General features: G+C 57.0%; 14 protein-coding genes. 13 read left to right on the forward strand and 1 reads right to left on the reverse strand.

The annotated features are described in order from the left end of the window. The first annotated feature begins 192 nt into the window (after nt 1–192). The 3 genes from PD282_RS08380 to PD282_RS08390 all read left to right on the forward strand — a co-directional run bounded on the left by PD282_RS08380 (nt 193) and on the right by PD282_RS08390 (nt 4,607). Nucleotides 193–1,545: an Nramp family divalent metal transporter gene (locus tag PD282_RS08380; RefSeq protein WP_420832279.1), complete on the forward strand. Its 1,353-nt coding sequence runs from the start codon at nt 193–195 to the stop codon at nt 1,543–1,545. A 164-nt stretch (nt 1,546–1,709) separates the two neighbouring features. Continuing rightward, on the forward strand, nt 1,710–3,020 hold the full coding sequence (locus PD282_RS08385) for a replication-associated recombination protein A (RefSeq protein WP_274650051.1): 1,311 nt from the start codon (nt 1,710–1,712) through the stop codon (nt 3,018–3,020). A 243-nt stretch (nt 3,021–3,263) separates the two neighbouring features. Next, complete coding sequence (locus tag PD282_RS08390; protein ID WP_274650053.1) at nt 3,264–4,607, forward strand: hemolysin family protein; 1,344 nt, start codon at nt 3,264–3,266, stop codon at nt 4,605–4,607. Nucleotides 4,608–4,668: 61 nt separating this feature from the next. Here the strand turns inward: PD282_RS08390 and mnmA are convergent, their stop codons facing one another. Then, the gene (gene mnmA, locus PD282_RS08395; RefSeq protein WP_274650055.1) at nt 4,669–5,820 is read right to left on the reverse strand and encodes a tRNA 2-thiouridine(34) synthase MnmA; all 1,152 of its coding nucleotides are present in this window, start codon (nt 5,818–5,820) and stop codon (nt 4,669–4,671) included. 234 nt (nt 5,821–6,054) lie between these two features. Between mnmA and cymR the strand changes: the two genes are divergently transcribed. The 10 genes from cymR to PD282_RS08445 all read left to right on the forward strand — a co-directional run bounded on the left by cymR (nt 6,055) and on the right by PD282_RS08445 (nt 14,112). Beyond that, the gene (gene cymR / locus PD282_RS08400) at nt 6,055–6,474 is read left to right on the forward strand and encodes a cysteine metabolism transcriptional regulator CymR (protein WP_274650057.1); all 420 of its coding nucleotides are present in this window, start codon (nt 6,055–6,057) and stop codon (nt 6,472–6,474) included. A 15-nt stretch (nt 6,475–6,489) separates the two neighbouring features. Continuing rightward, nucleotides 6,490–7,644 (forward strand): cysteine desulfurase family protein, encoded by a 1,155-nt coding sequence (locus tag PD282_RS08405; protein ID WP_274650059.1) that lies wholly within the window; start codon nt 6,490–6,492, stop codon nt 7,642–7,644. Nucleotides 7,645–7,660: 16 nt separating this feature from the next. Then, on the forward strand, nt 7,661–8,212 hold the full coding sequence (locus PD282_RS08410; RefSeq protein WP_274650061.1) for a PRC-barrel domain-containing protein: 552 nt from the start codon (nt 7,661–7,663) through the stop codon (nt 8,210–8,212). Further along, the gene (locus tag PD282_RS08415; protein ID WP_274650063.1) at nt 8,209–8,403 is read left to right on the forward strand and encodes a hypothetical protein; all 195 of its coding nucleotides are present in this window, start codon (nt 8,209–8,211) and stop codon (nt 8,401–8,403) included. The genes PD282_RS08410 and PD282_RS08415 overlap by 4 nt, the downstream gene beginning before the upstream one ends. A 150-nt stretch (nt 8,404–8,553) precedes the next feature. After that, nucleotides 8,554–9,624, forward strand: coding sequence for an AI-2E family transporter (locus PD282_RS08420; protein ID WP_274655098.1), 1,071 nt, complete (start codon nt 8,554–8,556; stop codon nt 9,622–9,624). 448 nt (nt 9,625–10,072) lie between these two features. Further along, nucleotides 10,073–12,709, forward strand: a complete 2,637-nt coding sequence (gene alaS, locus PD282_RS08425) for an alanine--tRNA ligase (protein ID WP_274655100.1) — start codon at nt 10,073–10,075, stop codon at nt 12,707–12,709. 49 nt (nt 12,710–12,758) lie between these two features. Then, nucleotides 12,759–13,025, forward strand: coding sequence for an IreB family regulatory phosphoprotein (locus PD282_RS08430; RefSeq protein WP_274650065.1), 267 nt, complete (start codon nt 12,759–12,761; stop codon nt 13,023–13,025). A 21-nt stretch (nt 13,026–13,046) separates the two neighbouring features. Beyond that, nucleotides 13,047–13,463, forward strand: coding sequence for a Holliday junction resolvase RuvX (gene ruvX, locus PD282_RS08435; protein ID WP_274650067.1), 417 nt, complete (start codon nt 13,047–13,049; stop codon nt 13,461–13,463). A 9-nt stretch (nt 13,464–13,472) separates the two neighbouring features. Next, nucleotides 13,473–13,775: a DUF1292 domain-containing protein gene (locus tag PD282_RS08440; protein ID WP_274650069.1), complete on the forward strand. Its 303-nt coding sequence runs from the start codon at nt 13,473–13,475 to the stop codon at nt 13,773–13,775. A gap of 37 nt (nt 13,776–13,812) precedes the next feature. Next, nucleotides 13,813–14,112, forward strand: coding sequence for a DUF1292 domain-containing protein (locus PD282_RS08445; protein WP_274650071.1), 300 nt, complete (start codon nt 13,813–13,815; stop codon nt 14,110–14,112). Nucleotides 14,113–14,178 lie beyond the last annotated feature (66 nt).

Below are 14,178 nucleotides of genomic sequence, written 5' to 3' on the forward strand. Positions count from 1 at the left end.
AAATAAATCCGTCAAGAAGCCAGCGCGAGATCGCAGGCGGTTTGACGGATTTTTTGCGCGAAAATTTTGTCCTGCACAACAAATGTTGCCTTTGACAAACTTTTTTGTCTGTGTACAATAGAAATAGGAAACATTGATTTCAATTCCGCATACAGGTGGAATAGACAGTGGTCCAAATACGCGAGGTGATGAATGATGATGAACGAAAATTTGACCCCGCTCGCCAAGGAAAGCGGGTGGCGCCGGGAACGGACGCAGTCGACGCTCCCCGAGGTGTACCGCTCGCTTAAAATACCGAAAAACGGATCGTGGATCCGGAAGTTTCTCGCATTTGCCGGTCCGGGCTATTTGGTTGCAGTCGGTTATATGGACCCGGGCAACTGGGCGACCGATCTCGCCGGCGGCTCCATGTTCGGTTATACGCTGCTTTCGGTCATTTTGCTTTCGAACCTGATGGCGATTTTGCTTCAGGCGCTCGCAGGCAAGCTGGGCATCGTGACCGGCCGCGATCTGGCCCAGGCGTGCCGGGATCATTACAGCAAGCCGGTGGCGATGGGGCTGTGGGTATTGTGCGAGCTGGCCATCGCAGCCTGCGACCTTGCCGAAGTCATCGGCTCGGCGATCGCCCTTAATTTGCTGTTCGGCATCCCGCTCATCTACGGCGTGCTCATTACGATGTTCGACGTCCTGCTCGTGCTGATGCTCCAGCATAAAGGCTTCCGCTTCATCGAAACGCTGGTCATTACGCTGATCGCGACGATCGGATGCTGCTTCCTCGTCGATCTTTTCCTGGCAAAGCCCGATATGGGCGGCGTTCTCGGCGGCTTCGTCCCGAGCGGCGAAATTATTGCCAACCCGACGATGCTCTATATCGCAATCGGCATTTTGGGCGCGACGGTCATGCCGCATAACTTGTACCTGCACTCTTCCATCGTGCAAACGCGCAAATTCGAGCAAACCGCGCTCGGCAAACGCCAGGCGATCAAATTTGCGACCTGGGATTCAACGATTGCCCTGTTCTTCGCCCTGTTCATTAATGCCGCCATTCTCGTCATTTCCGCGGCAACGTTTCACTCGAGCGGACACACCGACGTGGCGGAAATCGAGGATGCGTACCACCTGCTGACTCCGCTGCTCGGCACGGCGGCCGCCAGCGTCCTGTTCGGAGTCGCGCTGCTCGCCTCCGGGCAAAATTCGACGCTCACCGGCACGCTCGCCGGCCAGATCGTCATGGAAGGCTTTCTGAACATCCGGCTGCCGCCTTGGCTTAGACGCCTTATCACCCGTCTGATCGCCGTCGTGCCGGCCGTCATCGTCACCGGCCTTTACGGCCCCGGCGGTACGGCGGATCTGCTTATTTTGAGCCAGGTGATCCTGAGCCTGCAGCTATCCTTCGCCGTCATCCCGCTTGTCAAATTCACAAGCGACAAAAGGAAGATGGGCGAGTTCGCGAATCCGCTGTGGCTGAAGCTGCTGGCCTGGACCGTGGCGAGCGTAATCGCGGTGCTTAACACGGTGCTGCTCATCCAAACGTTTTTCGGCTGATCGAAAAGAAGACCCGTCCGAAGCGCGCGGCGCTCTGGGCGGGTCTTCGGTATTTTGGCGGAGACGACAGTCCTTCGGCAGATGTGGCGAACGTGTGTGCGGATATGGTATGATGACGGTAAACATTGGCGTTCGATGAATCATTCCGTGAAGGTTGTGTACGCATGGATTTATTTTCGTATCAAGACGAGGTGAACGCGCCGCAAGCCAAGCTGCTTGCCGACCGGATGCGGCCGCGGACGATTGACGAATATATCGGTCAAGCCCATATCGTCGGGCCGGGCAAGCTGCTGCGCCGGGCGATCGAGGCCGATCAGGTGTCCTCCATCCTGCTGTACGGCCCCCCGGGCTGCGGGAAAACGACGCTCGCCCACATTATTTCGAGGCGGACGGAGGGGGAGTTCGTCAAGCTGAACGCGGTCGAGGCGACCGTCAAGGATGTGCGCGAGGTGATCGACCGGGCGCAGCTGAACAAATCGATGTACGGGCGCAAAACGATCCTGTTTCTCGACGAGGTGCACCGCTTCAACGCCTCCCGGCAGGATGCGCTGCTCCCGGCTGTGGAGCAGGGGATCATCGTTTTCATCGGGGCGACGACGGAAAATCCGTTTCATTCGGTCAACGGGGCGCTTTTGTCGCGGTCGACGCTGTTTCAGCTGGAATCGCTGACGAAGAAGGACGCGCTGGAAGCGATGCGGCGGGCGCTGGCGGACCGCGAGCGCGGGCTCGGCTTCATGGATCTTGCGGTCGACGAGGAAGCGCTGCGGCATATCGCCAACATGGCCGGCGGAGATATCCGGCGGGCGCTTAATGCGCTTGAACTGGCAGCCGTCACGACCCCGTCCGCGCCCGACGGATCCGTCCGCGTCACGCTCGAGGTGGCGGAGGAATCGATCCGGAAGCCGACGATCCGCGCCGATGAGTCGACGCAGTACGACGTCCTGTCGGCCTTTCACAAAAGCGTGAGAGGATCGAGCGACGCCGCGCTGTTCTGGTTTCTGTATGCGGTGGAACGGCTTGGCATGGACCCGATGACGTTTCTCCGGCGGCTGATCGTCGCCTGCAGCGAGGATATCGGACTGGCCAATCCGCAGGCGATGGTGCAGGCGGTGACGGCGATGGACGCTTATCATAAAATCGGCTGGCCGGAAGCGAAATACAATATTGCCCAGGCGATTCTCTTCGCGGTGGAAAGCCCGAAATCGGATGCGGCCACGCAGGCGATCGGACGAGTCATGCAGACGCTGGAGTCCGCCGGGACGTTCGAGGTGCCGCTGCATTTGCGCGACGCCCATTACAGCGGAGCCGTCAAGCTCGGACATGTCGGCTACAAATATCCGCACGATTATCCGGGGCACTATGTCAAGCAGCAGTATTTGCCCGATCCGGTCCGGGGCAAAACGTTCTACAAAGCTTCGGAGCAGGGGATGGAGGACAAAATCAGGCTCAATCAGATGCGCCGTGACGGGAAGTAGCGGTCCGGTTTCTTCTTAAACGGAAGCAGGAGCAAGGAAATGGCGCATAATGGCCGACCTTCTGCGAATAAACATGACTAAACCGACGAAAACGGCGCTGCCGCTTCCAAACCGGCATTTGACGGAAGCACCGCGGCTGAACTAAGCTATGATTATAAACTTTATTTATATTTTTAACTTGAGGGAGGTGCACCTGTCGTTCCTGCAAGCCGTCCCGGACGGCATGGGGCAGACAGGAAATCGTTGAGTGATCCTTTACCCCTATTAGGGAATCTCTTGCTTATTTTGCTGCTTGTGCTGTTGAACGGATTTTTCGTTGCGGCCGAGTTTGCGATGGTAAAAGTAAGAAGCAGCCGGATCGACACCTTGATTCAGGAAGGGAACCGGCGCGCGCGATTCGCTTCGCGTCTGACGGACAATTTGGACGCTTACTTGTCCGCCTGCCAGCTGGGCATTACGCTCGCTTCGCTTGGTCTCGGCTGGATCGGCGAGCCGACTGTCAAGGATGCCATTGAGCCTTGGCTCCTTCAGCTTGGCGCCGGGGAAACGGTCATTCACACGATATCGTTTATTATCGCGTTTTCCTTTATTACGGTGCTGCATATTGTGCTTGGCGAGCTGGCGCCGAAGACGTTCGCGATCCGCAAGTCGGAATCGGTGACACTGCTGACCGCCATTCCGCTGATCGGCTTCCGGCAAGTCATGTCTCCGTTCATCTGGCTGCTTAACGGGACCGCCAACTGGATGCTGAAACGAATCGGCATCGAACCTGCGTCCGAGCACGATTCGGCGCATACCGAGGAAGAAATCCGCATTTTGATGAAAGAGAGCCACAAATCCGGTCTCATCGACAACACGGAATTGACGCTCGTCGACAATATATTCGATTTTGCCGAGACCCACGCAAGAGAAATCATGATCCCGCGGACGGAAATGGTTTGTCTATACGCAAATCTTTCCTTTGAGGAGAATCAGGAGATTGCGCTCAAAGAGATGCATACCCGTTTTCCGGTGTGCGACGGCGATAAGGACAACATCATCGGATTCGTGCATATTAAAGACATGCTGAAGGTAACGGCCCATGGAATGTCGGATATGCGTCTCATCATGCGCCCGATTACGACGGTGCCGGAATCGATGCAGATCAGCTCGCTCCTGAAGCTGATGCAGAAGAAGAAAACGCAGATCTCCATTTTGATCGACGAATACGGCGGCACCTCGGGACTTGTGACGCTGGAAGATATCATGGAAGAGATCGTCGGCGAAATTCAGGATGAATTCGACGAAGAACGGGCCGACATCGAACGTAAAGACGACGATTCCCATTCCGTCAACGGACTCGTCCTGATCGAAGAAGTGAACAGCTATTTCGGCCTCGACATCCCAACGGACGATTACGATACGCTCGGCGGCTGGCTGTACTCGCAGATCGAAATTCCGCCCAAGCGGAACCAGCGAGTGCTGCATCCGGACGGCTTTGAATTTATTATTGAAGAAACGGATCATCTGCGTATTTCCCGCGTGCTGATCCGGAAGCTTCCGGAGGAAGACGGACCGGAGGAAGAGCTTCAGGCAGAGACGGGTTAAAAGGCAAGCGGCAAAAAAAGGCGCGCATCCGCGGAAAACGGATTGCGCGCCTTTGTTTTCGTTACTTCAGGATGACACCGTCCTTGGACACCGCGGATTGCCCTTGTCCGGCACCCGCTTTGTGCACCCGGTCGATCGTTCCTCCGCCGAGGCATACCTCCCCGTCGTAAAACACGACCGCTTGTCCCGGCGTAATCGCCTTCTGCGGCTCATCGAAGACGACGTCTCCCGTCCGCCCGTCGGCGCGAAACGAAAGCGTTACGCCTTGGTCCGGCTGCCGGTAGCGGAACTTCGCCGTGCAGCGAATCGCTCCTTCAGGCGGAGTGCCGCCGATCCAATTGATGTCCGCGGCGGTCAAGCCGGAGGAGTACAAGCTGGGGTGATGGTCTCCCTGCACGACATACAAAATATTAGCCTCCAGGTCTTTTTCCGCCACGAACCAGGGCTCGCCGGTGCCGGAGCCGCCGATGCCGAGCCCCTGACGCTGACCGAGCGTGTAATACATGAGCCCGTCGTGACGTCCTTTCGTTTCGCCGCTGGCGATGTCGACCATCGCGCCCGGCTGGGCCGGAAGATAGCGGCTCAGAAATTCCCTGAAATTGCGTTCGCCGATAAAGCAGATGCCGGTGCTGTCTTTTTTTCTGGCGGTCGCGAGACCCGCTTCCGACGCAATGCGGCGCACCTCCGATTTCGGCAGGTCCCCGATCGGAAACATCGTTTTCGCCAGCTGCCCCTGATTTAAAGCATGGAGGAAATACGTCTGGTCTTTGCCGGGATCGACGCCGCGCAGCAGCTTGACTTCTCCTGCCGGTCCGCGCTCGATGCGGGCGTAATGCCCGGTCGCCAAATAGTCGGCCCCGAGGCTTTCCGCCTTGAGCAGAAAATCGCCGAATTTGATTTCGCGGTTGCACATGACGTCCGGGTTCGGCGTCCGGCCCCGCCGGTATTCGTCCAGAAAATAAGCGAACACCTTGTCGTAATACTGCTTCTCGAAATTGACCGTATAATAAGGGATGCCGATTTGATCGCAGACGCGTCTGACGTCCTCTGCATCCTCATCGGCCGTGCAATGGCCGAATTCGTCTGTATCGTCCCAGTTTTTCATAAAGATGCCGATGACGTCGTACCCCTGCCGCTTCAGCAGCAAAGCCGTCACCGAAGAATCGACGCCGCCGGACATTCCGACGACGACCCGCGTATTCGCGTTGCTCATCCCGTTCCACCGCCTTTATGATAAAAATGAGGCCGTTTTGGCCCCATATTTCTTTATTGTAACACATTTTCTGAAACATTTTCATGAAGAAGACAAGCTTTTTTTACAAAAACGTCTTACAGTGTGCTAACATGTAAATGATATGGGTATAAAAAGAATGAGATTCAGCCGGCTGGATGCGGCTTTCATATCGAAATACGCTGTGATGCACGCTGCTGGGAAGAGGTGTCCGAATTGAAAATTTCAACAAAGGGCCGTTACGGTCTTACGATTATGATGGAGCTTGCGGCCAAATACGGGGAAGGCCCGACTTCGCTGAAAAGCATCGCCGAACGCAATCAGCTGTCCGAGCATTATTTGGAGCAGCTGATCGCTCCGCTGCGCAATGCGGGACTCGTTAAAAGTATCCGCGGTGCTTACGGCGGCTATATATTGTCGCGCGAGCCGGAGGGAATTACATCCGGCGATGTGATCCGAATCCTGGAAGGACCGATTTCGCCGGTCGACTTTACCGAAGAAGACGACCCGGCCAAGCGGGACCTGTGGCTCCGTATCCGCGACGGCATTGCAGAGGTGCTGGACTCGACGACGCTCGCCGATCTGATTGCCTACAAGGACGAGGGCCAGGTCGACTCGTACATGTTTTATATTTAAAGGATGCCGGTGACTATGGAACGGTTTTATTTCGACCACGCGGCTTCTTCGCCGGTTCATCCGGAGGTCGTCAAGGTCATGATGGAGATATACGCCGGCGCTCCGGGCAACGCTTCGAGCCTGCACAGCTTCGGCCGCAGCGCAAGGTCGCTGGTCAGCCGGGCGCGGGAGCGAATCGCGGAGGCGGTCGGCTGCAGCCCATCGGAGCTGGTATTCACCTCCGGGGGAACGGAAAGCGACAATATCGCGTTATTCGGCGCCGCGAGAGCCGGGCGCGCTCGCGGCAAGAATCATATCGTAACGAGCGCGGCTGAGCATCATGCCGTACTCGATGCAGCGGAAGCGCTGGAACGGGACGGATTCCGGGTCACGTTCCTGCCGGTTGACGGGAACGGGCGCGTTTCGCCGGCCGACGCCGAGGCTGCCGTCGGACCCGAGACGGCGCTCGTCAGCGTCATGCACGCCAATAATGAAACGGGCACGATTCAGCCGATCGCCGAGATCGGCGAGATCTCCCGGAAGCGCGGCGCGCTTTTCCATGTCGACGCCGTGCAGACGCTCGGCCTGCTGCCGATCGATCTGAAGCGGCTCCCGGTCGATCTGATGAGCTTTTCAAGCCATAAAGTTAACGGGCCGCAGGGCGTCGGCGCGTTGTACATTAACAAGTCCGCGCCGTTCGAACCGACGTTTTTCGGCGGCTCCCAGGAGCGCAAACGGCGTCCGGGGACTGAAAATGTCGCCGGTATCGCAGGGTTTGCGAAATCGATTGAACTTTCTGTGAATTCCATGGCGGAGAAGAAACCTTTTCTCGAGCTGATTCGTTATAAATGGGTAGAACGGATGACCGATATTTTCGGCCGGGACAGGCTTGCGGTAAACGGTCACCCTTCGGAGAGGCTGCCGCACATCGTCAACATCAGCTTCATCGGCGTCGATACGGAAACGATGCTGATGAACCTGGACATGGCGGGCATCGCGGCTTCGGGCGGCTCGGCCTGCACGGCGGGCGCGCTGGAGAAATCGCACGTCCTGAGAGCGATGGGGCTGCCTGAGGAGCGAATCGATTCGGCTGTACGTTTCAGCTTCGGTTTGGGGAATACTTTGGAGGAACTCGACGCTGCGGCGCAAAAAGTTGCAACTTTTTTGGGCCGCATTCGTAAAAATTCCTAGGAGGATTTCCCTCGACGTGATACGATTGCAGCATGTTATCGGGCTTCCCGTCATCGAGACGGACGCCGGCAAACGCGTCGGCTACGTGAAGGACGCGTGGTTCGACGAGCATTGGCGGCTGGACGGCATTGTGCTGGACGCCGGGAGGCGTTTTCTTACGCCGATGAAATCCGTTCGGTGGCACCACGTACTCGTTTGCGGTGACGATGCCGTTCTCATCATGAGCGCAGATTCCGTTCGCAAAAGCAAAGCGGCCGAGGTACAGCGTTCTTTTTATACCGGGTTGATCCGGCTCAAGGATTTGCCTGTCGTCACGATCGACGGCCAGCAGCTCGGACGTTTATCGGATGTTTATTTTGAAGGTTTTCAGGGTACACAGATAGTAGGCTATGAACTGACGGACGGTTTTGTATCGGATTTGATGGAGGGCCGCTGGTGGCTCCCGTCGCCGGAGGATCCCGACGCCGTCATGCTAGGCGAAGATGCGATTATCGTTCCGGCCGGCAGTGAAAACCGTTTGGAGCCGGTCGCCGCTTCTGATTCGGATATAGGGAGAAATGGACTATGAAATGCCCAAACTGCAGCTCGAAAGATATCGGTAAAATCGGATCCCATCAATATTATTGCTGGGGATGCTTCATCGAATTGACCGTTAACGGCGACAAAATGTCGGTCTTTCAAGTCGAGGAAGACGGAACGCTCAGCTCGCTGGACGATTTGTTCTTCGAAGAGGAAATGCCTCAAGTACATGCAAACTGATGCGTTAAGCGAGAGAAGCGGACGGCCCTGCCAGCAGGGCCGTCTTTCTTTTTGCCCGGCGGCCGCCGGAGAGGAAGGATGTTTTGCAGGACTTGTACATATACTGTAACAAGGTGAAGGCTGGGATTTTCGGGGAGGGAGGGATTGCGCCTGGAACGCTTTACGAAAAATCGCCTGTTCGTCTGGCTCGTCTATACGATCCTCGGGCTGATCGTGCTGTATTTGCTGCTGCTGCTGAAGCCGATCATCGTCAATATTTATGTGTTCTTGCGCGCCGTGCTGGCTCCTTTCCTGATCGCCATGATCATTTCGTACGTGCTGAACCCGGTCGTCAGTCTGCTGCATGAGCGAAAGGTGCCGAGAACGGCCGCCATCCTGCTCATTTATGCGGTATTTTGCGCGTCGCTTGCCGTTGTGCTCGTGAACGCGATTCCGATGTTTTTGGAGCAGCTGCAGGAGCTGAACCGGCATATGCCTGACCTGACGATGCGGGCGCAAAGCATCGTGAACGACCTCAACAATTCGTCGTTTCTGCCCGAAAGCTTTCGCGATGGCGTCAATAATGCGCTGTACAAGCTTGAAAAGCAGGCGTCGGACGCGATTTTCAGCGTGATCAACAATATCGGCCAATTGCTGAACGTTGTGTTTCTCGGGTTTATTATCCCGTTCCTCGCATTCTACATCCTAAAGGATTTCGATGTGTTCGAACGGACGGTGCTGACCTATGTGCCCAAGCCGCACCGCAAGCATGCCGTCCGTTTGCTGAAGGATATCGACAACGCGCTTGGAAGCTATATCCGGGGGCAGTTTATCGTCTGTTTGATCGTCGGCATACTTGCTTATATCGGCTATTTGATCATCGGTATCCCGTATTCGCTGCTCCTTGCGAGCATTGTGGCGGTGACCAATATCATCCCCTATCTCGGCCCGTTCTTCGGCGCCGCGCCGGCGCTTGTCGTAGCCTCGACGGTGTCGTTTAAAATGATGCTGATGGTGATCATCGTCAACATGATCTGCCAGACGCTCGAGGGCAACGTTGTATCGCCGCAGGTCGTCGGCCGGACGCTGCATATGCACCCGCTGTCGATCATTTTCGCGCTGCTTGTCGGCGGGGAGCTGGCAGGCATTGTCGGGATGATTTTGGCTGTGCCGATCTTCGCCGCGCTGAAGGTGATCGTGCAGCATATGTTCGCTTATTACGTTCGGCGGAAAACGATTTGACAACCGGCTGTTTTTGCTATTATACTATTGACAAGTCTGTGAAAAGTATATGGCTCAAATCGGCGATGAAATCGAAGTACGCTGTAGCCCGCCTTCCAGAGAAAGAATTTCTTCACGCGCCATCTGCGCGTGTCGGCTGCGAAAATTCTATAGGCGAAGGACAGCGGAAAGCTGGTTTCGGAGTGTGAACGAACTTCACCGGGCAGGCCCGTTAACGCCTTTGAGGAGATTGCCGGCAGGGTGCCGGGATGCGGCGGTTGTCTGCGTCCGGAGCTTGAAGCCGGGCAATAACCAGGGTGGTACCGCGAACGATTCGTCCCTGTTTTACGGGGGCGTTTTTTATTTTCTCCGAAGGAAGCCTTTCTTTGCCTGTTTGCGGAAAGGAGCCGGCTTCGGAGATCGCATCGAATTGGAGTGAATTTTAATTCCGTGGAGGCAATGACCGATGATGAAAGCTAGTGAAATCCGTTCCAAGTGGCTCGCTTTTTTTGAGAGCAAAGGTCATAAAATCGAGCCGAGCGCTTCGCTCGTGCCGCATAACGATCCGTCTCTGCTCTGGATTAATGCCGGGATGGCGCCGCTGAAGCCGTATTTCGACGGGCGCGTGAAGCCGGATAACCCGCGGATCGCCAACTCGCAGAAATGCATCCGCACCAACGACATCGAGAACGTCGGCAAAACGCGCCGGCACCATACGTTTTTCGAGATGCTCGGCAATTTCTCGATCGGCGATTACTTTAAAGAAGAAGTGATTACATGGGCTTGGGAGTTTCTGACGAGCCCGCAGTGGATCGGCTTCGATCCGGAGCGGCTGTCCGTGACCGTGTATCCCGAGGACGAAGAGGCGTTCCGCTATTGGCACGAGAAAATCGGTCTGCCTGCCGAGCGGATCTATAAGCTTGAGGATAACTTCTGGGACATCGGCGAAGGTCCTTGCGGACCGTGCACGGAAATTTTCTACGACCGGGGCGACAAATACGGCGATCTGAGCGATCCCGAATGCTGGCCCGGCGGCGAGAACGAGCGGTTCCTCGAAGTATGGAATCTCGTATTTTCGCAATATAATCATAATAAAGACGGCAGCTATACGCCGCTCCCGAACAAAAACATCGATACCGGGGCGGGGCTCGAACGGTTTGCGTCGATTTTGCAGGACGTCGATTCGAATTTCGATACCGACCTGTTCCGGCCGATCATCGACAGAACGTGCGAAATCGCAGGCGTCCGCTATCATGAGAACGAGGATACCGACGTCGCTCTGAAGGTGATCGCCGATCATATCCGTACGGTCGCGTTTGCGGTAGGCGACGGCGTCATGCCTTCGAACGAAGGGCGCGGGTACGTCATCCGGCGGCTGCTCCGCCGCGCCGTCCGCTACGGCAAAACGATCGGCGTCGACCGTCCGTTCCTGCACGAGCTGGTCGGGGTCGTCGGCGAGATTATGGGTGTCTATTATCCGGAAGTGGTTGAGAAACGCGAGTTTATCGAACGGGTCATCCGTACCGAGGAAGAGCGTTTCCATGAGACGCTGACGGAAGGCCTTACGCTGCTGGCCGAGCTGACGGAGGCAAACCGGGCTGCAGGGCGCAACGAAATTGCCGGCCGGGATGCGTTCAAGCTGTACGATACGTACGGCTTTCCGTTCGATCTGACGGAGGATTACGCCTCCGAGCAGGGCATGACCGTCGACCGGGCGGGCTTCGAGGAAGCGATGGAAGCGCAGCGCGAACGGGCAAGGGCGGCCCGTCAGGAAACCGGCGGCATGAACGTGCAGGGCGGCCCGCTTGCCGATTTTACCGGCAAATCGGAGTTTGTCGGCTACGGCCGGCTGACGGCCGAGGGCTCTCGCATTATTGCGATTGTCGAAGACGGCGGGCTCGTCGAAACGGCCGGCGAGGGCAGCCGCGTCTTGGTGCTGCTGGATCGGACGCCATTCTACGCGGAAAGCGGCGGACAGATCGGGGATAAAGGCGAAATCGCCGGCGCCGGCTTCCGCCTGTTAGTCGAAGACGTCACCAAGGCGCCGCACGGTCAGCCGGTTCATCACGCGCTCGTGTCGAGCGGGACGGTGCGCACAGGCGATACGGTTACGGCTGCCGTAACCGCGGAGATCCGCGAGGATATCGTCAAGAACCATACGGCGACGCATCTGCTGCACCGCGCGCTCAAGGACGTGCTTGGCGAGCATGTTAACCAGGCGGGATCGCTTGTCGAGCCGGAGCGGCTGCGCTTCGACTTTTCCCACTTCGGCAGCATCAGCCCGGCGGAGCTTGCGGATATCGAGCGCCGGGTCAACGAGCAGATTTGGCGGGGCACCGAGCTCCAGATCGACAATAAATCGCTGGCCGAGGCGAAGGCGATGGGCGCGATGGCGCTCTTCGGCGAGAAATACGGCGATGTCGTGCGCGTCGTGCGCATCGGCGATTACAGCCTGGAGCTTTGCGGAGGCTGCCACGTGGTGAACACGGCCCAGATCGGCCTGTTCAAGCTGACCGGCGAGAGCGGTATCGGCTCCGGCGTCCGCCGCATTGAAGCCGTGACCGGCCGGCACGCTTACGCTTATGTGGAACAGCAGCTGGATGTGCTGAAGCAGGCGGCGGCGCTGCTGAAATCGAACGTCGGCGACGTTCCGAAGCGGATCGAAACGCAGTTCGCGCAGCTGAAGGAGCTCGCCCGCGAGAACGAATCGCTGCAGGGCAAGCTGAGCCGCATCGAAGCGGGATCGCTCGAGTCGAAGGCGAAGACGGCCGGCGGCGTTACGGTGCTTGCGGCGAAGGTCAGCGCTCCTACCATGGATGCGCTGCGCGGCATCGCCGACGAGCTGAAAGCGAAGCTGCCCGCCTCCGTCATCATACTCGGAGCTGCCGTGGAGGATAAGGTCAATCTGGTTGCCGCCGTATCGCCCGAGCTGGTGAAAAAAGGGTTCAACGCGGGCAAAATCGTCAAGGAAGCTGCGGCTGCATGCGGCGGCGGAGGCGGCGGACGGCCCGATATGGCGCAGGCGGGCGGAAAGGATCCGGCTAAGCTGGACAATGCGCTGCAAATTGCCGAAGATCTGGTTCTAACTCAGGCAAATGTGATATGATAGGGATATAAACCGGCTGTCAAGCGGCTTGGAAAGTGAGGTGCTGGCGATGAGTTCCATGGACAAGACAATGAAATTCGACGTTAAGGCGGACGGTCCCGAAACTTCTTCAAAGGAGATTCTGCTGTCGGTTTACGATGCGCTGCAGGAGAAGGACTACAATCCGATCAACCAAATCGTCGGCTATTTGCTTTCCGGAGATCCCGCGTACATTCCGCGGCACAACAACGCCAGAAGTTTAATTCGCCGAAAAGAGCGAGACGAGCTGATTGAAGAACTGGTCCGTTCCTATTTGAGTCAGCATCGCAAATCATAACGGAATAGAAATGAGGCTCCTATGCGCGTCATGGGTTTGGATTACGGCGACCGCAACATCGGCGTCGCCGTCAGCGACGCGTTCGGCTGGACCGCGCAAGGCGTCGGCGTCGTGCAGAAGCGCCGCGACGGCGGCGAGTTCGAGGCCATTGCCAAACTGGCAAGCGAGCATGAAGTAACCGAATTCGTAGTCGGATTACCGAAGAACATGAATGGCACCATCGGCCCGCGTGGCGAAATTTGCATCGCATTCGCACAGGATTTGCAGCAAAAACTAAATGTACCCGTTCACCTTTGGGACGAACGGCTGACGACGGTAGCCGCGGAACGCACGCTGCTGGAAGCGGATGTCAGCCGAAAGAAGCGAAAATTAGTGGTGGACAAAATGGCGGCAGCGCTCATTTTGCAAAATTATCTCGATTCTAAAACGAAAAGGTGAGGGTTGACGATGGCAAAGGACGACATGCAGTACGAAGAGCCCGAAATCATCTACATTCCGGATGAAGACGGCAACGAGGAAGAGTTCGAGGTTGTCATGAAGTTCGAGGTCGACGGCTCCGACCAGAAATATATGATGGTCGTACCGCTCAATTCGGAATCGGAGGACGATGAAGCCGACGAAGTTTACGCCTTCCGCTACGAAGAAGAAGGCGACGATTTGAAGCTGTACACCATCGAAGACGAAGAAGAATGGAACATGGTCGAGGAAACGTTCAATACGCTCCTGGCCGAAATCGACGAGAACGACTAGGCCGCGCCGGCGCCTTCATGAAAGGAGCTGTTTTAGCGTGACCGAAGTGAAACGGATATCGGTGCTGCAGCCGTTGTACGGGACCGAGGTCGAATTGGTCGGCGAGGATGGCCAGACCGAGCCGTACCGGATTGCAGCCGAATTTGAAATCGGCGGCCGGGCTTATGCCGGCTTGCAGACGCGGGAAATGCGGAAAAACGACGAGACGGCGTTTTTCCGTATTTCCGTAACGGCCGGCTCGGAGCCGGAGCTTGAGACGATCGACGACGAGGACGAATGGGAGCTGGCGGCCGAAGCGTACGACGATTTGGTTTTCGGCGGCGGCGAGACCCCCTGAAGCAGCGTAGACCGCTCGTTATCGGGCGGCAGTCGAATACGATGACGGGAGGGGCGGCTCAGCCGC

The organism is Paenibacillus humicola (assembly GCF_028826105.1).
GTDB classification, from domain to species: Bacteria; Bacillota; Bacilli; order Paenibacillales; family Paenibacillaceae; genus Paenibacillus_Z; species Paenibacillus_Z humicola.